The organism is Caballeronia sordidicola (assembly GCF_001544455.2).
In the GTDB taxonomy this organism is placed as follows: domain Bacteria; phylum Pseudomonadota; class Gammaproteobacteria; order Burkholderiales; family Burkholderiaceae; genus Caballeronia; species Caballeronia sordidicola.
Genome location: NZ_FCOC02000006.1, coordinates 44,174 through 64,328, shown reverse-complemented (window position 1 = coordinate 64,328; position 20,155 = coordinate 44,174). Strand labels below are relative to the sequence as shown.

Here is a 20,155-nt window from a genome sequence, read left to right as displayed (position 1 = left end):
CCTTTTCAGATCAGCGTGAGCAAGTGATCGATATCCATGCGCGATGCCGCCATCGAGCAGCGCAGCAAACGCCATTGCGCGTATTTCAGGAACTCGATCTGCCGGCGCGGCGACGTTGCGTTCATCTTCAATCCCCATAAGCCCCAGCGCAGGTCGTCGGCGAAAGCGTAGCAACGGGTTCGCGCAAGCGCGGCGTCTGACACGTTGCCGTTCGCCATTTCCAGCGCTGCCGGCCACGTCGAAAGCTCGGGCAGCACTTCGTTCAGCGTCACGGCGATATCGAATGCGGGGTCGGTGTTGGCGGCTTCATCGAAATCGACGAGTAACAGCGCGCCATTCGGGTCATCGCCATGCAGCATCACGTTCGATGTCACGCCGTCCGCATGACATGGGCGTGTATCGATACCCGACGCGTTGATTGCAGCGCTCATGCGCGACGCGGTCGCGACCAGTGCCGCGATGTCGGCCGTCAGTGTCATGGATGCGGCGAGTCGCCCGATGCGATCGAACACGTTCGAATCACGTTCGAACGGAGGGAGCGCATGGATTGCGCGCTTAGCCGCGAGCAGCTTTTCGAGGGTCACGGGCACGGCAAGATCGTCGAGATGTGCGGTGCGCCAGGTGTCGTCGAGCAGATCGAACGCGGTTAATCCGAACGATTCACTCAGATGACGCGGGGTCGCCGTAAGACCGATTATGGCCACGGCCGCCGCCGCGCGATACGACGCGCCAACGTCCACCGCCTCGGCCAGATCGTGGTGCGCAATCTTGACGAAGAACGACGGCGGCGCGCCATCGATACCCAGGCGAAAGCACTCGCTCGATACACCTCGATGCATCGGCGACATGACCGGCGTCAGCGCGGCTTCGCAGTCGATCTGTGCAGTTGCCCAGGCATCGACTGAACGGATCGCAGCATTCACATCGGGCGAAAGTGCCATGACTTCACGCTCCCCTCGCCGCTGCGACCGGATCACCGCCCGACTGACACAGGCGGTTCGCCACGCGCAGCAATACGGTCATGCCCGTATCGAGATCGTCCGAGTGCGTGTCTTCGTTTTCGTTATGCGCTATCCCGCCTACGCTCGGAACGAACACCAGCCCGGTTGGACAGGTATCGAGCAAGCTGAGCGCATCGTGACCAGACACGGTATCGATTTCCCGGCTGCGCACGCCCGCTTCCAATGCGCACAGTCTCACGAGTTCGCCCACGGCCGGCGGCAGCACGCGAATCGGCCGGCTAGTTCGATTGCCGATCTGAGCCGTGACGTTGGCACGCTTCGCGGCGCTGTCGATTGCCTGCATCGCGATGATTTCAGCTTCGTGAAGAATGCTGTTGTCGAGCGCGCGCAGTTCAATGGACAAGTCCGTTTGCGACGGCACGACATTGGGCGAGTTGGGCTGCACAACGAGCCTTCCAACCGACGTATGAATCCGGTCCGGCCACTTGTCTGCAATTGCCCGCACGTCGCAGATCAACTGCGCCGCAGCAAACAAGGCATCGCGGCGCGAACCCATTTTCGCGGGCCCGGTATGCGCCTGTTCACCCTTGAAAGACACGTCGATTTTCGCCGCACCCCAATTGCGTGTGACGATGCCGATAGGCACATCGTCTGCTTCAAGCAACGCGCCCTGCTCCACGTGCAGTTCGACGTAGCAGGATGGCGCGCGAGGCGGCGTATCCGTGCCACGATACCCAATCGCATCGAGAGCGTTGGAGAGCGTCACGCCGTCGTCATCACGGCTCGCGAGCGCATCGTCCATGCTTATCTTGCCAACGAACGTCCCGCTGCCGAGGAGGCTCGGACGAAACCGCGCGCCTTCTTCGTTGGTCCAGTTCACCGCGCAAAAGTCGCTGTCGAACGATACCCCTGCGCGTTTTGCAAGCATCAGCCGGCGTCCTGCTTCGAGTGCCGCAAGCACGCCGAGCACACCGTCAAAGCGGCCGCCGCGCGGTTGGCTATCAAGGTGCGATCCCATCATCACGAGCGGTGCATCGCCTCGATCTGCAAGACGGAAGATGCCGAACTGATTGCCGACGCCATCGGTCGAAACTTCGGCGCCCGCTTCGCGCAACAGCGCCGCGTACGCATCGCGTGCTTCGCCGTCTGCCGCGCTTGCGCACAGGCGCGTCACGCCACCGGTTGCAAGACCGCCGAAGCGCGCGAACCGCGCAAGCAAGCTTGCGAGCTTGCCGGTTTCGGATGCATCAGGGATGGATGATTTCGATGTCATGCTCAGCAAATATTTCCTTGAATGGCGCGGGTGGCGCACGGTCGCAGACCACCGTCACTTTTTCCGTGATCGGAAAAGTGTTGAGGTACGCCTCGCGACCGAATTTGTCGATGTCTGCCAGGATCACCGACAAGCGCGTCTGCAACTTCAGCACGCCGCGCAGGTTTGATTCGTGTTCTTCGTAATCCATCCAGCCGTGATTCAGGTCGCAGGCGGCGATCCCCATGAACGCGGCATCGTAGAAAAAACGTCGTGCATAAGAGAGCGTCTCGTAGCCTACCAATGCGTTGTCCTTGCCGCGCAGCATGCCCGGCGTCAGGTTCACACGGGTCACGCTCGTGCCCAGCAGCAAGGCAATATCGATAGAGTTCGTGGTCACCGTCACGTTGCGCCCGACCAGCCGGCGCGCGAACGCAACCGTGGTCGTTCCCGAGTCGATGAACACCGACATGCCGTCTTCCACCAGGGACAGGGCGAGCTCCGCGACACGCGCCTTGCCGCGCACGTTGACCTTGCCGCGCTCGGTCACGGGACGTTCGACGTCAAGACGTGGCGGCACCGCCCCGCCGTAGATGCGCCGCAACATGCCGCTCTGCTCCAGTTCCTTCAGGTCGCGGCGGATGGTTTCCTCAGAAACGCTCAAGAGCTGCGCGAGGGGCGTTACCGAAACGCGCCCGTTGTCGCGAAGCCGGGTCAAGATCTCCTGATATCTGTGCTCGGACATAACGTGTTGTGTTCCTGCTCTTTTACGATGGCAGCCGTCCTTGTCTTCAGGTCTCCAGGACGGGCGTTCGCCGATGACGTCCGGCGGTTTCGTAATCGTATGCCATCGCGAGGAGCGCAGGCTCGCTCCATCGGCGGCCGACAAAAATCAGGTTGAACGGAGAGCCCGATTCGTAATATCCGGCCGGCAGCGTAACGCCCGGCAAACCAGCGATGTTGATTTCGCAAACAGTCGTTTCGTGCAGCGTTTCCGTGCCTTCGCGAGGTGGCAAAGCATCGCGCAGTTGCGGGAACACGAGGCCGTCGAGCGCGTGCTTCGTCATGACTTCTTCGAAGATCGAAAGATATGTTTCACGCAGCGCATAGAACGTGCCGATCACCGGCGGCGCAGCCGCGTCGCGCAAATTCGCTTCCATGTCGGGGAGCGACGACATGTACGTCAGCACGCCAGCCGGACCAAATGGATCTTCGGCGCGGGTTGCATCGACGAAATCCGTCCATGTCTTGATCGTGTTGCCCGGACCAAGACGCTCCAAATACTTCTGCATGTCGTACGGGAGGCTTTCCATGCCGCGCGCATCGAAGTGATCCGATCCCGGCGCGGGCTTGCCGAGCGCCGCGAAACCGCTGCCCGCGAAGGGGTCTGCGATCAGAATCGCGCCACGCGCTTCGAGCTCTTTTTGCGCGCGTTCATAAAGCGCGATGGTTTCCGCCGATAAAGCCCGGTCGCGCCAGCCCGGACCGTAAAGCCCGAGCCGCTTGCCCTTGAGCGCGTCGTCACGCAAGCCCGCCGCGTAACCACCAGGCGGCTTCATGCCGACGCCCGCTACGGTCTTCAGGTCTTCTTCGGAGAAACCCGCAAGCGCGTCGAGCGTCAACGCGGCGTCGCGTACACATCGCGCGATGGGGCCGACAACGTCACGCGTGCTGCCTGCAAGCGGCATCACGCCCGCATTGGGAACGAGTGCGAAGGTTGGCTTGATGCCGACCAGCGCCTGCGCCGATGCCGGATTCTGGATCGAGCCACCGGTCTCCTCTGCGAGACCGAGGACGGCCATGCTCGTGCCGACTGCCGTCGCCGTGCCTGCGCTGCTGCCGCCAGGCATGAACGATGTATCGACTGCGTTGAGCGTCGGGCCTGCCCAGCTGTCATTCGCATGCGAACCCGTTGCGCTGAGCACCGGCACGTTCGTCTTGCCGAGAATCACGCAACCGGCGGCGCGCATGCGGGCGACGACCGGCGAATCCGTGGCAGGCATCAGGTCCACGCCGCCAGTCGGGCTGTACAGCAGCGTCCAGCCAGCCGTGGTGGGGAAGCCCGCCATGTCCATGGTGTCCTTCACGACGACCGGCACGCCCGCAAGCGGTCCGAGCGCTTCGCCAGCCGCGCGGCGAGCATCGATGGCGCGGGCGTCATCGAGCGCTTCGGGGTTCAGGAAGATGATCGCGTTATAGCGCGGATTGAACTGTGCAATACGTTCAAGGAACGCCGCAGTCAGCGACTCGGACGTCAGCGCGCCGCTGGCGAATCCAGACTGAACTTGTTCGACGGTGAGTTCGGTGACATCGATGGTCGTGTTGGTCATGGAAGAATTCCAGTTTCAAGGAAGCTCAGGCAATGCCGGCGAACTCGTCGAGCATGGCCGGGTCGGTGACGATCTCGGGCGGGATCTCGCGCGTCACCGTACCCTTCTGCAAGATCAGGATGCGTTGCGACAGCGAGGCAATGAAGTTGAGGTTCTGCTCGACCAGCAAGATCGTGAGGCTGCGCTGCTCGGCAACACTCTTCAATGTGTCGATGATTTCATCGATGATCGACGGCTGGATCCCTTCCGTGGGTTCATCGAGCAATACGATTTTTGGGCCGCCGCAGAGGCACCGCGCGAGCGCCAGCAGTTGTTGCTCACCGCCGGAGAGCGCGCCGCCCGGACGGTCCAGATAGGCCTTCAGGCGTGGAAACAGTTCGAGAATTTCCGCGATTGTCTCCGCTTCGCCGCGCTTGGACAGCAGACATCCTACGCGCAGGTTTTCCATTACGCTCAGCGTGGGAAATATCTCGCGCCCTTGGGGTACGTAGCCAATTCCCGCTTTGGCGCGCGCTGTCGCGCTGTAATGCGTAATGTCCACGCCGTTGAAGCGCACGGTTCCGGAAGTGGTCGGTAAATGCCCTGTCAACGTGCGCAGCAGCGTGGTTTTGCCCATGCCGTTGTGGCCCAGAATCCCCACGCGCTCGCCGGCCTTCACCGAGAAATTGACCTGATTGAGAATCGGGATGCGCCCATAACCGGAGCACAACTGCGTTGCCTCGAAAAGCACCGTGCCTGCTATATCGCTGCTCATGCCGCACGCCTCCCGAGATACACATCTTTCACGCGCTGGTCGGACAAGACCGTATCCACCGATCCTTCCACCAGCACCGCGCCCTGCGAGAAAACAGTCACCGTACGTGCGATCATGCGAATGAACTGCATGTCGTGTTCCACCACGACCAGCGCCTGCGTCTTGTTGATCTCCTGGATCAGCTCCGCCGTGCGATGCACTTCTTCGTGGTTCATGCCGGCGGCGGGTTCATCGAGCAGTATCAGTTCGGGTTCCTGAGCAAGCACCGTTGCTATTTCCACCCATTGGCGCTGACCGTGTGCGAGCTGGCCGACGATCCGGTCGGCAATGCCATCGAGCTTGAGCCGCGTCAGGGTTTCATCCACGATACGGCGCGCATGCGCCAGCGACTTGCGCCGCCCCGCGCCAATGAACACGTTCTCGCGCACGCTGAGTCCGTTGAACACATTCGGCACTTGCGTCTTGATACCCACGCCCAATCGCGCGATCTGATGCGGGTTGCTGCCCGTAACATCGTGGCTGCGAAAATGGATACTGCCTTCAGTCGGCTTCAACTGACCGGTCAGCATCTTGAAGAAGGTGCTTTTGCCCGCGCCGTTCGGACCGATCAGGCAGCGCAACTCGACTTCGCGCAAGGTGAAATCAACCGCGCGTACGGCAGTCACGCCGCCAAAGCGCATGGTGACGTTCTGGGCCTGAAGAAGCGGAGGAAGAGCGTTCATCAGTGCGACTCCGGCTTGGCGGTGGCGGACGAAGCGGACGGTGAGCCCGCGCCACCTTTCGACGGCGAACTCAATCGCATCAACAACGAACGCGCGACAGGCACGACGCCTTGCGGCACCAGCAGCACGAACGCGACGAGCACAATGCCGAGGCCCAGGCTTGGATCGATGACATGCTGCGTTCCTGCCACGTTGATCAGACACTGGATTGCGACAGCGCCGAGTATCGGTCCAATCAACGTACCCAGGCCACCGATCAACACCGAGATGATGACCTGCGCCGACATGGTGAGCGCGAACACAGTCGGGCTGATGAAACCGCCCCAGTTCGCGAAGATGCAGCCAGCCGCGCCGGCAATACCCGCGCCGACCACGAACGACATCAGCTTGTACATGCGCGGGTCGTAACCAATCAGCATGGCGCGCGTTTCGTTCTCGCGGATAGCGACCACGACCCGTCCGAAACGCGATGCAAGGATCCACTTCAACAACCCATACACCACGATCAACGCGCCCATTGCGACGTACCAGACACCGATCTGGTCGAACTGCTCGTCCGGTTTTCCGGGCGGTGCAAACACGGGGATTGCAGGAATGCCGTTGAACCCGCCAAGCACCGCCTCGCCAATGTGGTACTGACTGCCCGAGGTCGAGTTCATCAGTTCGAACAGGATCACCGACACAGTCAGCGTGATCACGCCAATGTATGCATCGGAGATACGGCCATAGAACATGAAGTAGCCGAGCAACGCCGCGAACAACATGGGCGCGACAATCGATAACGCCGCGGCCAGCGTGGTATCGCCGAAATTGATCGCGGCAATGGCATACGTGTAGGCGCCAATGCCAAGAAACGCGGCCTGCCCGAACGACAGAATGCCCGCATAACCCCACACGAAACCCTGGCTCAATCCGTAGATGGCCATGCCCGCGAACAGCGTCGCCTGCATCACGCCGAACGCGCTGATGGTTCGCGGCAGCGCGAACATGACGACGAGGCAAATCGCGATGACCGCAGCCGTGCCGCCCAAAAAGGATCCTGAACGAAGCGATTTCATGAGCTGCGCCTGAGGAAACGTCCGGTGATGCCCTGCGGCAGGATGCGGATCAGCAAGACCGCCGAAGCAAGCAGCGCGATATCGCCGATAACCGGCGTAGACAGAAACGAGACGATTTCGTTGATGAAGCCGAAAAGCCCCGCCGCAAGCCCCGTCCCCGCGATGATCGCAGGCCCGCCGCCCAACACGGTAATGAACGCCTTTGCGATGTACGCGCCGCCCATGCCTGGCGATACGCCCGAGATCGGCGACAGCACGCCGCCCGCAAGACCGGCGAGCGCCGCGCCGAGTGAGAACGTCGCCATGTAGACCGCCGACGGCCTGACGCCAAGAGACGCGGACATCGCCGGATTCTGCATGGTCGCGCGCAGGATCAGGCCGAAGCGCGTGCGGCGCAAGAGCACCAGCAAGGCGGCGAGCACGACCAGCGCAATGCCGATGATGACCAGGCTATACGCGCTCGCGTAGTACTGCCCGATCGAAAAGCTGCCGACCGGCATCTGCACCGACTTCACGACGTTGCCGAAGATGGACGTGATCAGGCCGATGAGACCCAGGCTGATGCCCCATGTGGCGAGCATCGTGTCCATCATGCGGCCGTAGAGAAAGCGGATGATGGTGCGCTCCAGGATCAGGCCGACGAGACCGACCACGATGGGCGGAAGAATCAGCATCGACACCCAGATGTTGACGCCCGCTGTGCTGGCGGTCACGGCCGTGTAAGCGCCGAGCATCATGAACTCGCCGTGCGCGAGATTGATGATGCGCATCATGCCGTAGATGACGCCGAGGCCGATTGTGATGAGCACGAGCGTGGCGACGCCGGTCAGCACGTTGAAGGCAAGTAGCCCGGTTAGATCCATGGATTGCGCCTCCTCAGGCCGGCGTGAACTGCTTGTTCGTGCGCGGTGACTTGATGAGATCGCACGCGCCGCCGGTATCGGACGGAAACTGGTTCGGGAAGGTCTGCAGGATGTCCCACACCTCGTCTTTCGGCCGCGCAAGATAAGCGTTGCGAATGGTGTGATGTGTCGCCGGGTCCATCTTGACTGTGCCCGATGGTCCTTCAATCGTGATGCCAGTCTCGAGCGCCGTCACGACCTTCGCCTGCTCCACCGACCCCGCTTTCTTCACCGCCTCCGCCCACAGCATGATGCCTTCGTAGGTGGCGGTGTCGAGCTCGCCGAGGTCCGTCAGGCCGGGCCCGTACTTCGCCTGCATGCCCTTGACGAAGGCATTTGCGTTTGGCGTGTTGAGGTTGTTGTAGAACCCGAAGCACGTGATGATGCCGTCGGTGGTTGCAGCGTCCATGGTCGTGAGTTCATCGCCGAGACCGAACACGGTCGCGCCCACCGGGATCTTCGATTTCATTCCCGCCGCCGCCCATTGCCGATAAAACCCAACATGGTTCCCACCGACCAGCGCCGACAGGACCATGTCCGGCTTCGCTTCCTGGATGCGGCTGATCGTGGAGGAGAAGTTGGTCACGTCGAGTGGGAAGAAGTCCGTATTGACCACGGTGCCGCCCGCCGCCTTCACGAACTTCGTCATCCAGCTCGCCGTGATGTGGCCATAGTTATAGTCGGCCGCGACGATGTACACCTTCTTGCCCCAGTTCTTCATCGCATATTCGACGATGTGGTCCACCGTCTGCGCAGGCGTCGTGCCGGTGCAGAACACGTTGCGGTCGCATACGCCGCCTTCGTATTGCGTGTTGTAGAAGTAGAGGGTCTTGCTGCGGTCGAAGATTGGCCGGATGGCTTCGCGCGAAGCCGACGTGATGCCGCCCTGGATCACATCGACCTTGTCCTGCAGCACCAGTTGCTGCGCGTATTGCGTGTAGAGCTGGATGCTGCTTTGCGTGTCGTAGGCAATCAGCTTCACTGGCCGCCCGAGAAGGCCGCCCTTGTCGTTGATCTGCCCGACGGCGAATTCGGTTGCCTGGATCATGCGCCGGCCCTCGAGGCCGAGCGCGCCGGTTCCGTCGAGCAGGCTTCCCAGCTTGATCGGCTCAGCCGCCGATGCGTTGCGGGTGACGTACGGCCCCACCAGTGCACCTACGGCGGCCGCCGCTCCAAATTTCAACGCTTTACGACGAGATCCGGATTCCATAGTCATCGATTCGCTCCGCATGCGATTGTGTTTGATTTGCCCGGTTTCAGTGTAGGCAAACAAAATTCCGCAAGATATTTATCAAAATAATCAAAACATCGGGCAAATCGGGCATGACCGGACAAAATTAAAGGCGCTAGGGAAGCGCCTTTGTTCGATGCAAGGAGTTATAGACCGCGACGCTTGGCTGCTACTTCCGCTCGGTTTCGAGCACCGCATCGGCGCTCGCAAGAAAGCCCCTGATCAGGCGCCCGCGCGGCGACGCCCGGTGCCACAGCACGCCGAATCGACGTGGTTCCGTGCGAACCGGCAGCGGGAGCTTCACAACGTTCAACTGGGTCATCAACGGCGAGACGATATCCGGCACGAGCGATACACCGAGTCCTCGGTCGACCATCATCGCGATCGCCATCAACGAGTTCAGTTCGAACAATTCACGCGGCGCGATCTTCGCCGCGCGCAGGTATTGATCGGCCTGCTTGCCGCCGCCGAGCGAGCGGTCGTATCGAATGAAAGGCTCGCGCGCCAGCAGTTCGTGAGCGTCGTGCGCGGCGAAACGCGACGGTGCAAGCACGACAATCGGTTCTTCGCGCAGAAGATGCCATTCATACGCCTTCGGCAATGCGAAGGCAGGGTGCAGGCAGACGGCGACATCTACATCTCCGCGTTGGAGCGCCTCGTAGAGTTCCATCGACGTCCCCGCGCGAATCAGCACGTTCGCCTGGGGAAACAGCGCCGCGAAGCCGGCCAGCACTTCGGGCACGAGGCTCAGGAGCGCGGTTGTAATCGTGCCGATCCGCAATTCGCCCGCCGCATCGCCTTCGAGCGCAAACGCCCTGAGTTCCGCAAACTCGCGTACCAGTCCGCGCGCACGTTCAATCACGCGATGCCCGGCTTCGGTCGGCACGACGGTGCGCCCCGAGCGCACCAATAGCTCCGCGCCAAGCTCCCGCTCGAGCGCCTGGACCTGTTGCGCAATTGCCGCCGGCGTCACGCCGATACGGCGCGCGGCTTCCGCCATCGAACCGTTGTCGACGACCAGCAAGAAATTGGCGAGAAAAGTGACGTCCATGAAGGTAGTTTATGCATCTTTTGAAGATAGGTCCGGATAGTTTATCTAAATCCAGCCGCGGCCTAGACTGACGTTCAGCAAACAAATCCGGAAAGCGCAGCCATGAGAAGCAAACTGTTCGTGCCGGCCTCGCGCCCCGAGTTGTTCACAAAGGCATTCGCGAGCGCCGCCGATGCCTTGTCTTTCGACCTGGAAGATTCCGTCGCCGCCGAGCGAAAACCCCAAGCTCGCGCGGAACTGCGCGAACTGCTGCGCTCAGATCTGATCGCCGAAAAGCAGAAGGTGCTGATCGTGCGCGTCAACGCACTCGACACGCCGCATTTCACCGAAGATATCAACGCCGTCGCACAACGCGGCCTCGACCTGATCAATCTGCCGAAACCCGAATCCGCCGCCGATGTGCACGCCGCCGTGGCTGCGCTCGAACGCGCCGAAGCGGCGAATGGTGTCACCACGCCGATCCGGCTGCTGCTCAACATCGAATCGCCGAAAGCGTTTCGTCTCGCGGCCGAACTCGCTGCTGCGCATCCGCGCGTCGCGGGCTTGCAACTCGGTCTTGGCGACCTGTTCGAGCCGCTCGGCATCGCCCGGCGCGAACAGGCTGCGATCCAGCAGGCCATGTTCACGCTGCGTGTCGCGGCCGGCGAAGCGGGCGTATTTGCTTACGACTCGGCTTTTGCCAACATCAAGGACGAAGCGGGTTTTCGTGCCGAGGCGCAACTTGCGAAGTCGCTGGGTTTTCTCGGCAAGAGTTGTATTCACCCGAGCCAGATCGCCCTTGCAAACGAAGTCTTCCGCCCGTCCGACGACGAGATCGCCCACGCGCTGCGTGTTGTCGAAGCGGCCCACGAAGCCGATGCAAACGGCATAGGCGCGTATGTGGTGGACGGCAAGATGATCGACCCGCCATTCGTCGAACGGGCGCGTGCGCTGGTGCGCGACGCCACCCGCCTCGGGCTGCTGGACGGCCGTTGAACTCCCGCCAGGCGGCCGGTGCCTGCACGCCACTCGCTTGTCCCCAGTCCGATATCGATGGAGCACATCATGGAACGTCCGTCCCACCCCACCGAAAGCAGTGCAACGGGTCCGCTGGCAGGGATTCGCGTGCTGGACCTGAGCGCGTATATTGCCGGTCCATACGGCTGCACGCTGCTCGCCGACCAGGGCGCTGACGTCATCAAGATCGAGCCGCCCACCGGTGACAACCTGCGCAAATATCCGTCCACGCTCGAAGCCGAAAGCCGCGCTTTTCTCGGCGTGAATCGAGGCAAACGTGGTCTGGTGCTGGATCTGAAACAGCGTGAAGCCCTCGACGTGCTGATGCAGCTCGTCAAAACCGCCGACGTGCTCGTTCATAACTTCCGGCCCAGCGTACCAGCACGCCTGGGCATTGCTTACGAACAGCTTCGCGAGGTCAACCCGCGCCTGATCTATTGCGCGGTCACGGGTTATGGCGAAACGGGTCCGAACAAGGACAAGGCCGGCTACGACCAGGTACTGCAGACCATGAGCGGCATGTGCACCCTGCAAGGCAAGCGTGACGGACCGCCGGAGATCATCTACGGTTCGGTCGTCGACTATTACGCGGCGGCGCTGGTTGCGGCGGGCGTCTCATCCGCGTTGTTCGAACGCGAGCGCAACGGCGCGGGACAGTATGTCGGCGTATCGCTCCTGCGCAGCGCGCTCACCATGCAGTCCGCACGGATGATCTGGGCCGAAGGTGAACCGAAGGATGTGGGCCGTGACATGCGTTCAGGCGGCATCACGGGCATTCATCCGACCCGCGAAGGCTACTTGTATATATCCGCGAACACGCCGCATTTTTGGCAGGCACTATGTGAAAAGACAGGTCTCGGCGCGCTCGCAAGCAACGAGCGTTACGACTCTGTTCGCAAACGCGCGCTGCATCGCGATGAGATCGTGTCGCAACTTCGCGCGGCGCTTGCGGCGCGCAGTGCGCTCGAATGGGAAGCGCTGTTCGGCGACGCCGTGCCATGCTCGGCTGCGCGCAGCATCGAAGATATGTTCGATGACCCGCAGGTGCTTGCAGAAGACATGATCACGAACTACGAATATCCGGGCGTGGGGCATTACCGTGGTTTCCGTCAGCCAATCCGGTTCGGCGACTCCGCGGGCCCTGCCCCAATTGCTGCGCCCGCATTCGGGCAGCACTCGGACGCCGTGCTGCGGGACGCCGGCTGGAGCGACGACGAGATCGTCAACCTGCGAGCGAAACGCGCGGTGCTGTAAACAAGCATTCGATGGCGCGTGAATGCGGCGCGAATACAAAACGGAGACGACGATGAGCACGCAACAGTGCAATGACAACGACCCGCTGCCACGGAGCCAGGCGCCGGCAGATGCGTGCGATTCGCACATGCACATCTACGACCGCCGCTTCCTCGCGGACAATGCAAGTGGGGCCAACTTCCCCGAGCACGCGACTGTCACGGACTACATCGCCGTGCAGCACAGGACCGGCACGCAGCGCACGGTGGTCGTCACGCCGCGCAATTTCGGCACCGACAACAGCGTCACGCTCGACGCAATTCAGCAACTCGGCCGTGACCGGACGCGCGGCGTCGCGGTGCTGACACCTGACGTCACGGATCAGCAACTCGCCGCGCTTCATGACGGCGGAATTCGCGGCATCCGCTTCACGCTATACACCCCTGCGCACGCGGCCGTCACGTTCGAGATGGTCGAGCCGCTCGCGCAACGCATCGCGGAGCTCGGCTGGCACGTGCAATTGCATTGGACCGCGGCTCAGATCGTCGAACACCAGGCGATGCTCGCGCGCCTGCCTTCAACGATCGTGTTCGATCATCTCGCGCGTCTTCCCATGCCCGATGGCACGTCGCATCCGGCGTTCGACATCGTGCACGATCTGGCGGATTCCGGCCGCGTCTGGGTCAAGCTATCCGGACCCTATCTCGACTCGGCCGCTGGCATCGAAAAGGACTATGCGGACATCGCATCGACCGCGCACGCCTGGATCAATGCGTTGCCTGAGCGGCTCGTGTGGGGCAGCGACTGGCCGCACTCGACGGAGTCACGCAAGCCCGACGACGTGCGGCTCTTTGATCTGCTCGGCGTCTGGACCGGTGACGACGCAATTCGCGACCGCATCCTGGTGGAAAACGCCGCAGCGCTGTACGACTTTTCCGGCCCGGCCGCCTGAGACCCCACACAAAAGCGTGCACAGAACGCGCTACCAACAAGATTTTCGGAGACATTCGATGAAACCCGCGGCCACTCCCTCAACGGTGCGCAAGACCCGCTTTACCGAAGCAACCATCCGTTTTTTCGAACGGACCATTCCCGACCCGTTCGTTCTTGCCATCCTGATCACCGTCGTGGTCGCCGTGCTGTCGGCCGCGTTCGCGCCGCATCCGTCGGCTTCGCATTTGATCGGCGGCTGGTACAAGGGCTTTTTCGACATCCTCACCTTCGCTTTCCAGATCACGCTCATCCTTGTGACTGGCCATGCGTTCGCGCACGCGCCGCTCGTGCAGCGCATGTTCAGGACGCTGGTATCGATTGCGCGCACGCCCGTGCAAGCGGCGGCGCTGACGTTCGTACTCGTTGCCATTGCGTCGTTCTGCAACTGGGGCCTGGGTCTCGTTGTGAGCGCAATGCTCGCGCGCGAAGTGGCCAAGCGCATGCGGGTGGACTTCGCATGGATCGTGGCGGCCGGGTTCTCGGGATGGGTCGTGTGGGCCAGCGGCATTTCCAGCTCGATCGCGCTTGCACAATCCACGCCGGGCAGCTCAATGAACGTCGTGCAGAAGCTGACCGGACAGGTGCTGCCGTTCAGCACCACGGTATTTACGAGCTTCAACCTCGTGCCGACGATTATCATGCTGATCGCCATGCCATTCGTGTTCGCGTGGCTCAAGCCGTCCGATGAAGACGCGGTCGTGCTCGATACCGAAAAACATCCCGATGCGCCGGCCCGGGAACGTCCGGCCGGCAAGCTTAGTTTCGCGCGCTGGATCGAATATTCGTGGCTTGGAAGCGCCTTCATTGGCGCAGCGGGGATTGCGTTCCTGATCATTGCGCGCATTGAAAATCTGCCGTTTTCAGGCGTGAATGCGGTGATTTTCGTGATGTTCATCGGCGGCGTGATCCTGCATGGTTATCCGCTCGCCTACGCGGACGCCGTCAAGAACGCGGCGAAGCAAACCGGTTCGATGATGCTTCAGTACCCGTTGTACGGCGGGATCATGGGAATGATGGACGCGACCGGATTGCCGGACGTGATATCGCATTTCTTCATCGCCATCTCGAATGCACATACGCTGCCGTTCTGGAGCTATGTGTGCTCGGTGATCGTCACGTTCTTCATTCCGAGCGGCGGCGGTCACTGGGCCGTACAGGGGCCGTTCGTGGTGCCTGCCGCGATCGCGCTGCACGCGTCGGTACCCGCGACCACGATGGCCGTTGCCATGGGCGAACAGGTTTCCAACATGCTGCAGCCGTTCTGGGCCGCTCCCGTCGTCGCAATGGCGGGCATCGGAGTGCAACGCGTGCTTGGCTTCACCGTGATGACCTTCGTGGTGGGAGCGCTCGTATATGGCGCTGCGTTGCTGCTGCTTGTTTGACGGTCAGTGCCGTACCCGCCCGCGCCGGACACGAACGGAGACAATTCAATGAAAGCAGTCACGACGCACGATGCAACGCCCGCGACGGATTCACCGCCCCGTCGTGCAACATTGAAGGATCGCTGGTGGGCGATATTCGATGTACGCATAGGCTCATTGCCGGTGCCGGTCTACTTCGTGCTGCTCGCGGTGCTGGCGGCGATGACCCTGCGCGGCAAGCTGGCTTCCGACCTGCCGACCGGCGTTGCGCTCGTCGCGGTCGGCGGCTTCACGTGCGCGGAACTCGCGAAGCGGATTCCCTGGATTCGCCATATTGGCGCCACGTCGATCTTCGCGGCCTTCATTCCATCGATGCTCGTGTACTACAAGCTGATGCCAGCGCCGATCGTCAAAGCCGTCACTGACTTTACCAAGACATCAAATTTCCTCTATCTGTTCATAGCCGCGATCATTGTCGGCAGCGTGCTCAGCATGGACCGCGCGACCTTGATCAAGGGCTTCGTGCGCATCTTCATTCCGGTCGCGGCGGGTTCCGTTGCAGCTGCATGCGTTGGCACCGGGGTGGGCGTCGCGCTCGGCATGGACCTTCGGCACGCGCTGTTCATGGTCGTCGTCCCCATCATGGCGGGCGGCGTTGGCGAAGGTGCATTGCCGTTGTCGGCGGGCTATGCGCAGATCATGGGTGTCGATCAGGGGCCGCTGTTTGCGCAGGCGCTGTCCGCCGTGATGCTCGGCAATATTGCTGCGATCTGTTGCGCGGGCCTGTTGAACTATCTTGGCACGCGCAAGCCGCGTTGGACCGGCAATGGCCAGCTGACTGTCGCGACCCATACTGACGACGAAGCGATCCACAACGCGCCGCAGTCGTTCGAATTCGATGTGAGTTCGGTCGCTGCCGCCGGTGCGACAGCCATTGCGCTCTATTTGCTTGGCGTGCTCAGTCATCAACTATTCGACTGGCCGGCGCCGGTCGTCATGCTGATCCTGGTGGTTGCGGCGCAGCTGTTCCAGGTCGTGTCGCCGCGCGTTCGCGGTGGCGCGCGCTTCATGTATGGATTCTTCTCGACCGCTGTCACTTATCCGTTGATGTTCGCAATCAGCGTCGCAATGACGCCATGGGGTGAAATCGTGACGGCATTCCATTGGGTCAACATCGTCACTGCGGTTTCAACCGTCCTGACGCTCGTCGTGACCGGCTTTGTTGTCGGAAAGCTGGTCGGCATGTATCCGATCGAGGCCGCGATCGTCAACGCGACGCATAGCGGCTTGGGAGGCACGGGCGATGTGGCGATTCTGACCGCCGCCAACCGGATGGAACTCATGCCCTTTGCGCAGATTGCAACCCGTATTGGCGGCGCCGTCACGGTGATGCTGGCGCTAGCGGCATTCGCGCTGATTCACTGACTTTTGATCGGCGCCACTGCCGTGATTAGCATCGTCCTTTCTAGTTTTTAATAATCGGAAATAAAAAAACGCGGCCCGAAAGCCGCGTGAAGAAAGATGAAAAAGACACCCTTGTCAGAGGGTAGCTCATTTTAAAAGTTAAGCCCGCTGCCAGCCATATTCGGCATCCGGAAGAATGAATTGCGTTAATCGATAGGGAACTTATTGGCGAATTTTCATTCGCGCAAAAAACCCGCAGAGCCTTATGGCAAAAGGCTTTCAATCGACGTCGTGTGAGTGCAACAGTTCTCTCCGCTTACCGGTGCAACCTTACGATGCGCAGAATGATTTCTTCTTTGTTTACCCGCACTTAATTGTCGATGCTTTCGTTATTCCCAATTCAGGAATGCGTTATTGCTCGAGACAAAGATAAAGATTTGGAATGCCGGAATACACTGCGCAGCGAGTCGTCAATAAAACATTGGCTATCACTCGAATACGATTCTTCCGCAATGTTTCGGAGCATTACAGATCATGAAGAAAACTGTCATCGCAGCGGGCCTCATGGGCGCTTTCGCCATCACCGCTCACGCACAAAGCAGCGTCACGCTCTACGGCACACTCGACGCCGGCCTCGTCTTTGCAAACAACGAGGGCGGTCACAGCAGCTGGCAACAAGGTAGCGGTTCAGTATCGAATACCTACTTTGGCTTGCGCGGCAGCGAAGACCTCGGCGGCGGTCTGCACGCGATCTTCACGTTGGAAAGCGGCTTCAACTTGAACAACGGCGGATTCACGGAAAACAACACCGTCTTTAATCGTCAAGCCTTCGTTGGTCTGCAGAGCAACCAGTACGGCACGCTGACACTCGGCCGTCAATACGACTCGGTGGTCGACTATTTGGCGCCTCTGTCGGCTGCCGGCGGGGGCTACGGCAACAACTTGGCCGCTCACCCGTTCGATAACGACAACCTCGACAACTCGTTCTCGGTCAAGAACGCAGTGAAGTACCAGAGCGCGAACTACGGCGGCGTGAAGTTCGGCGGCCTGTATGGCTTCAGCAACGACGCCGGCCAGTTCTCAAACAACCGTGCATGGAGCGCGGGCGCTTCATATGGCAATGGTCCGTTGAGCGTCGCAGCGGCTTACCTGCAGCTGAACAACTCGGGTAGCAACAACGTCGGCGGGGCTGTATCTCAAGGCGACGGCACCGCAGCCATTGCCGCGCAGCAGCAGCGCACTTACGGCGCGGGCCTCAACTACGCTTACGGCCCAGCGAACGTTGGCCTTGTGTACACGCATACTCAACTGGATGGCATTACCGGCGTGAATGTTGGCGGTACGACACTCGCAGGTGTGGCCGGCACGAACCTGCATATGGACAACTACGAAGTGAACGGCCGCTATGCGCTGACGCCGGCCATGAGTCTTGCTGCAGCGTACACGTTCACTGACGGCAAGGTCTCGGGCTCGAACGGTTCGGGCGATCCAAAATGGCATACGGTCTCGCTACAAGGCGACTACTCGCTGAGCAAGCGTACCGACGTCTATCTCGAAGGCGTGTATCAGCATGCATCGGGTGAACTCGGCAACTTCGGTGCGAACGTTGCATCGATCAATACGCTTTCGCCGTCATCGACAGCCAATCAAACGGTGGTCGCGGTGGGCATGCGTCACCGGTTCTGAGCCTGCCTAACAGGACTGCCATCTGCCGCGCGCATGAGACGATCATGCGCGTTTTTTGGCTGGTGCGCTCCCCTTGCGATGAACCTCGCGTCATGCAAGACAAAACAATATCCCTGCGCCGAAGAATATGGCGTTTTCCAAGGAGACGTCGTGGCCAGACCGTTAGTTGATTTTTTGGTTGTCCGCAGCTTTTCCTGTGGCCTCTGCTACTCAGCCTTGATGCTCCATCGCGGATAGTATTTCGCCACAACCGGACCGCTCGTCGATAACGCGTGGCAGCGGTTCAACTGAAACGGCTGCTTGACGTCCTGCTGTTCACGCGCACGGCGATTGGCCATCGTCTGGAATGCGAGCGTCGCGAGGATGCCGATCATGTCGGTGACGTGGGTACATCCCTGAGTGCTTGCGAACAGGGATCGCACTTGCGACGAAAATCCCGGCGCGATGCGCAAGCCTGTCAGTTGTCCATAGTCAGGAGCGATTTGCTCGCAGTGCCCCACATAAGGCACGGCATCGAACGCGGCTTCAGCGGCAGTGATGGTCAGCGTTTCGTCGACGGTGATGCGCAACCACATGTCGTGAATGGGCTCGCCCGCCATGCGATTGCCCGTGGGCGATTCCTTGGTGTGCGTCTTGGTATCGACAAGATGCGCTTCGAGGTCGTAGAGGCCCCCCGGCCGGGAGTAGCCGTTGGCTTCTATCTTGCGAGTGTGGAGCAACTGGCGTTCACTGGCGGGCGAAAGAGGCATAGAAGTTTGAAGAGTGGAAGCGAGTGCCGGCGGCACTTTCATTTTGCAAGCTAGTGCATGACGAGCCGCCGCACGTACGATCCCCCTCAGGACAATGTATTGAGAGGCCGCACGGTTTTTCCATCGAGAAACGCCACGATATCTTCCAGCGCGCCACTATAGATCAGCTCGTAGTTTTCTTCGGTGACGTAGCCAACGTGCGGCGCAAGCACCACGTTCTCCAGCGTCCGAAACGGATGATCGGCCGGCATGGGTTCTATGTCGAACACATCGAGTGCGGCGCCGCCAATCTGCTTTTGCGCAAGGGCCGCGACGAGCGCGCTTTCATCCACGATAGGACCACGCGCCGTGTTCACCAGATAAGCCGTCGGCTTCATTAGCGATAGTTCGCGCGCGCCAAGCAGGCCTCGTGTGCGATCCGACAATTTCGAATGAATCGATACAACGTCGGACCGCGCCATCAACTCGTCGAGCTCCACGCGCAACGCACCGGACGCCGCGGCCGCCTCATTCGTGAGGTTCTGGCTCCAGGCAAGCACCTTCATCCCGAGGATATTTCCGTAACCCGCCATTTGACGCCCGAGATTCCCAAGGCCGATCACGCCGAGCGTCTTGCCGTGCAGCCCGACGCCCAGCGTTGTTTGCCACTGACCGGCGCGGATCGCACGATCTTCCTGCGGAATGGCGCGGGCAAGGGCAAGCATCAGACCGAGCGCCATTTCGGCGGCGGGCGTCGGAAGGTCGTCGGTGCCGCAGACTTGTATGCCGCGCTCGGTGGCGGCACGTATATCGACCGATGCGTTCCACATTGCCGCCGTGATCAGCAGCTTCAGGTTCGGCAACCGTTCAATCAAAGCGCGCGACACGCGGGTTCGCTCGCGCATCAGCACGATGACCTCGAACGCATGCAGATGCTCAGCGGTACCTCACGTAGATCACGAAGGGTGCAACGAAACATGCGAATGTCACCAGCAGTCCGATTTTCCATGGCCATCCGGATACAGAAAGATCGTCGGCATAGGCCACATACGAAACGCCAGCGCTCACCAATGGCAATAACGCTCATGGGAGCGACTTTCTTAATCATTGCCCAGATCGAATCTTTCGGCCCGGCATTCTTCCAAGCATCAGCAATGTCCGGATTATAGTAGTCGGCCCTGGAACCTGGCGGCGCAGCTTTCGGCAACCGGTCGCGTCTAACGCCACACCATCCGTCGGCCGCTGTCAACGACGGTAGTGGCACACCGCTTACGCTGTTGCCGCACACGGCAAGTTATGTAAATGAAGTCGTGTTGCGCAATCACGTTGCGTTGGCTGCATTTCGCGCCGGCGATGGTAATAGCAATCTACTGGGCCGAACTCGCTAAAGCGCTTTATCTGGCTTGGTATCTTCAGGATGCGGGTTCGGCGCCGCTGATCGCGAACTTTATCTTGAGGCGGAATTAATTTTGGATAACTCGGCCAGAAACAC

The 20,155-nt window shown here is 60.8% G+C and carries 18 protein-coding genes; 6 read left to right on the top strand and 12 right to left on the bottom strand.

Features of this window, described 5'->3' with window-relative positions:
- Positions 1–5: 5 nt before the first annotated feature.
- The 10 genes from AWB64_RS12580 to AWB64_RS12535 form a co-directional block, all read right to left on the bottom strand.
- Positions 6–941 (bottom strand): phosphotransferase family protein, encoded by a 936-nt coding sequence (locus AWB64_RS12580; RefSeq protein ID WP_060819364.1) that lies wholly within the window; start codon positions 939–941, stop codon positions 6–8.
- 4 nt (positions 942–945) lie between these two features.
- Positions 946–2,235 (bottom strand): Zn-dependent hydrolase, encoded by a 1,290-nt coding sequence (locus tag AWB64_RS12575; protein ID WP_060819362.1) that lies wholly within the window; start codon positions 2,233–2,235, stop codon positions 946–948.
- Entirely contained in the window at positions 2,210–2,959 is a 750-nt protein-coding gene (locus AWB64_RS12570; RefSeq protein WP_060819360.1) for a DeoR/GlpR family DNA-binding transcription regulator, read from the bottom strand. Before AWB64_RS12570 ends, AWB64_RS12575 begins: the two co-directional genes overlap by 26 nt.
- A gap of 46 nt (positions 2,960–3,005) precedes the next feature.
- Positions 3,006–4,544 (bottom strand): amidase, encoded by a 1,539-nt coding sequence (locus AWB64_RS12565; RefSeq protein WP_060819358.1) that lies wholly within the window; start codon positions 4,542–4,544, stop codon positions 3,006–3,008.
- 25 nt (positions 4,545–4,569) lie between these two features.
- Positions 4,570–5,298 carry an ABC transporter ATP-binding protein gene (locus AWB64_RS12560; protein WP_060819356.1) on the bottom strand — a complete coding sequence of 243 codons (729 nt, stop codon included), beginning with the start codon at positions 5,296–5,298 and terminating at the stop codon, positions 4,570–4,572.
- Complete coding sequence (locus tag AWB64_RS12555; RefSeq protein ID WP_060819354.1) at positions 5,295–6,020, bottom strand: ATP-binding cassette domain-containing protein; 726 nt, start codon at positions 6,018–6,020, stop codon at positions 5,295–5,297. Before AWB64_RS12555 ends, AWB64_RS12560 begins: the two co-directional genes overlap by 4 nt.
- Complete coding sequence (locus AWB64_RS12550; protein ID WP_060819352.1) at positions 6,020–7,078, bottom strand: branched-chain amino acid ABC transporter permease; 1,059 nt, start codon at positions 7,076–7,078, stop codon at positions 6,020–6,022. The genes AWB64_RS12555 and AWB64_RS12550 overlap by 1 nt, the downstream gene beginning before the upstream one ends.
- Positions 7,075–7,941 carry a branched-chain amino acid ABC transporter permease gene (locus AWB64_RS12545; protein WP_060819351.1) on the bottom strand — a complete coding sequence of 289 codons (867 nt, stop codon included), beginning with the start codon at positions 7,939–7,941 and terminating at the stop codon, positions 7,075–7,077. Before AWB64_RS12545 ends, AWB64_RS12550 begins: the two co-directional genes overlap by 4 nt.
- Positions 7,942–7,954: 13 nt before the next feature.
- Positions 7,955–9,196, bottom strand: coding sequence for an urea ABC transporter substrate-binding protein (locus tag AWB64_RS12540; RefSeq protein ID WP_060819664.1), 1,242 nt, complete (start codon positions 9,194–9,196; stop codon positions 7,955–7,957).
- A gap of 184 nt (positions 9,197–9,380) precedes the next feature.
- Complete coding sequence (locus AWB64_RS12535; RefSeq protein WP_060819349.1) at positions 9,381–10,262, bottom strand: LysR family transcriptional regulator; 882 nt, start codon at positions 10,260–10,262, stop codon at positions 9,381–9,383.
- Between the two features lie 102 nt (positions 10,263–10,364).
- On the opposite strand from AWB64_RS12535, the gene AWB64_RS12530 reads away from it, so the two are divergent.
- From AWB64_RS12530 to AWB64_RS12505, 6 genes are all read left to right on the top strand, one after another.
- On the top strand, positions 10,365–11,237 hold the full coding sequence (locus tag AWB64_RS12530; protein ID WP_060819347.1) for an HpcH/HpaI aldolase/citrate lyase family protein: 873 nt from the start codon (positions 10,365–10,367) through the stop codon (positions 11,235–11,237).
- 69 nt (positions 11,238–11,306) lie between these two features.
- Positions 11,307–12,512, top strand: a complete 1,206-nt coding sequence (locus tag AWB64_RS12525) for a CaiB/BaiF CoA transferase family protein (protein ID WP_060819345.1) — start codon at positions 11,307–11,309, stop codon at positions 12,510–12,512.
- Positions 12,513–12,564: 52 nt separating this feature from the next.
- The gene (locus tag AWB64_RS12520; protein ID WP_060819662.1) at positions 12,565–13,443 is read left to right on the top strand and encodes an amidohydrolase family protein; all 879 of its coding nucleotides are present in this window, start codon (positions 12,565–12,567) and stop codon (positions 13,441–13,443) included.
- Between the two features lie 58 nt (positions 13,444–13,501).
- Positions 13,502–14,866 carry a short-chain fatty acid transporter gene (locus tag AWB64_RS12515; RefSeq protein WP_060819343.1) on the top strand — a complete coding sequence of 455 codons (1,365 nt, stop codon included), beginning with the start codon at positions 13,502–13,504 and terminating at the stop codon, positions 14,864–14,866.
- Between the two features lie 48 nt (positions 14,867–14,914).
- Positions 14,915–16,270 (top strand): 2-hydroxycarboxylate transporter family protein, encoded by a 1,356-nt coding sequence (locus AWB64_RS12510; protein ID WP_060819342.1) that lies wholly within the window; start codon positions 14,915–14,917, stop codon positions 16,268–16,270.
- Positions 16,271–16,783: 513 nt separating this feature from the next.
- Positions 16,784–17,935 (top strand): porin, encoded by a 1,152-nt coding sequence (locus tag AWB64_RS12505; RefSeq protein ID WP_060819340.1) that lies wholly within the window; start codon positions 16,784–16,786, stop codon positions 17,933–17,935.
- Positions 17,936–18,141: 206 nt separating this feature from the next.
- On the opposite strand, the gene AWB64_RS12500 is transcribed toward AWB64_RS12505, so the two are convergent.
- Both AWB64_RS12500 and AWB64_RS12495 read right to left on the bottom strand, forming a co-directional pair.
- Complete coding sequence (locus tag AWB64_RS12500; protein ID WP_060819338.1) at positions 18,142–18,684, bottom strand: DUF2889 domain-containing protein; 543 nt, start codon at positions 18,682–18,684, stop codon at positions 18,142–18,144.
- A gap of 86 nt (positions 18,685–18,770) precedes the next feature.
- Positions 18,771–19,595: a D-2-hydroxyacid dehydrogenase family protein gene (locus tag AWB64_RS12495; RefSeq protein WP_279616258.1), complete on the bottom strand. Its 825-nt coding sequence runs from the start codon at positions 19,593–19,595 to the stop codon at positions 18,771–18,773.
- Positions 19,596–20,155: the final 560 nt, after the last annotated feature.

Coding starts and splice junctions, on each gene's coding strand:
- AWB64_RS12525 (WP_060819345.1), top strand. CDS start 11,307: ATGGAACGTCCGTCCCACCCCACCGAAAGCAGTGCAACGGGTCCGCTG.
- AWB64_RS12510 (WP_060819342.1), top strand. CDS start 14,915: ATGAAAGCAGTCACGACGCACGATGCAACGCCCGCGACGGATTCACCG.
- AWB64_RS12560 (WP_060819356.1), bottom strand. CDS start 5,298: ATGAGCAGCGATATAGCAGGCACGGTGCTTTTCGAGGCAACGCAGTTG.
- AWB64_RS12520 (WP_060819662.1), top strand. CDS start 12,565: ATGAGCACGCAACAGTGCAATGACAACGACCCGCTGCCACGGAGCCAG.
- AWB64_RS12575 (WP_060819362.1), bottom strand. CDS start 2,235: ATGACATCGAAATCATCCATCCCTGATGCATCCGAAACCGGCAAGCTC.
- AWB64_RS12545 (WP_060819351.1), bottom strand. CDS start 7,941: ATGGATCTAACCGGGCTACTTGCCTTCAACGTGCTGACCGGCGTCGCC.
- AWB64_RS12540 (WP_060819664.1), bottom strand. CDS start 9,196: ATGACTATGGAATCCGGATCTCGTCGTAAAGCGTTGAAATTTGGAGCG.
- AWB64_RS12535 (WP_060819349.1), bottom strand. CDS start 10,262: ATGGACGTCACTTTTCTCGCCAATTTCTTGCTGGTCGTCGACAACGGT.
- AWB64_RS12515 (WP_060819343.1), top strand. CDS start 13,502: ATGAAACCCGCGGCCACTCCCTCAACGGTGCGCAAGACCCGCTTTACC.
- AWB64_RS12500 (WP_060819338.1), bottom strand. CDS start 18,684: ATGCCTCTTTCGCCCGCCAGTGAACGCCAGTTGCTCCACACTCGCAAG.
- AWB64_RS12530 (WP_060819347.1), top strand. CDS start 10,365: ATGAGAAGCAAACTGTTCGTGCCGGCCTCGCGCCCCGAGTTGTTCACA.
- AWB64_RS12570 (WP_060819360.1), bottom strand. CDS start 2,959: ATGTCCGAGCACAGATATCAGGAGATCTTGACCCGGCTTCGCGACAAC.
- AWB64_RS12555 (WP_060819354.1), bottom strand. CDS start 6,020: ATGAACGCTCTTCCTCCGCTTCTTCAGGCCCAGAACGTCACCATGCGC.
- AWB64_RS12550 (WP_060819352.1), bottom strand. CDS start 7,078: ATGAAATCGCTTCGTTCAGGATCCTTTTTGGGCGGCACGGCTGCGGTC.
- AWB64_RS12505 (WP_060819340.1), top strand. CDS start 16,784: ATGAAGAAAACTGTCATCGCAGCGGGCCTCATGGGCGCTTTCGCCATC.
- AWB64_RS12565 (WP_060819358.1), bottom strand. CDS start 4,544: ATGACCAACACGACCATCGATGTCACCGAACTCACCGTCGAACAAGTT.
- AWB64_RS12580 (WP_060819364.1), bottom strand. CDS start 941: ATGGCACTTTCGCCCGATGTGAATGCTGCGATCCGTTCAGTCGATGCC.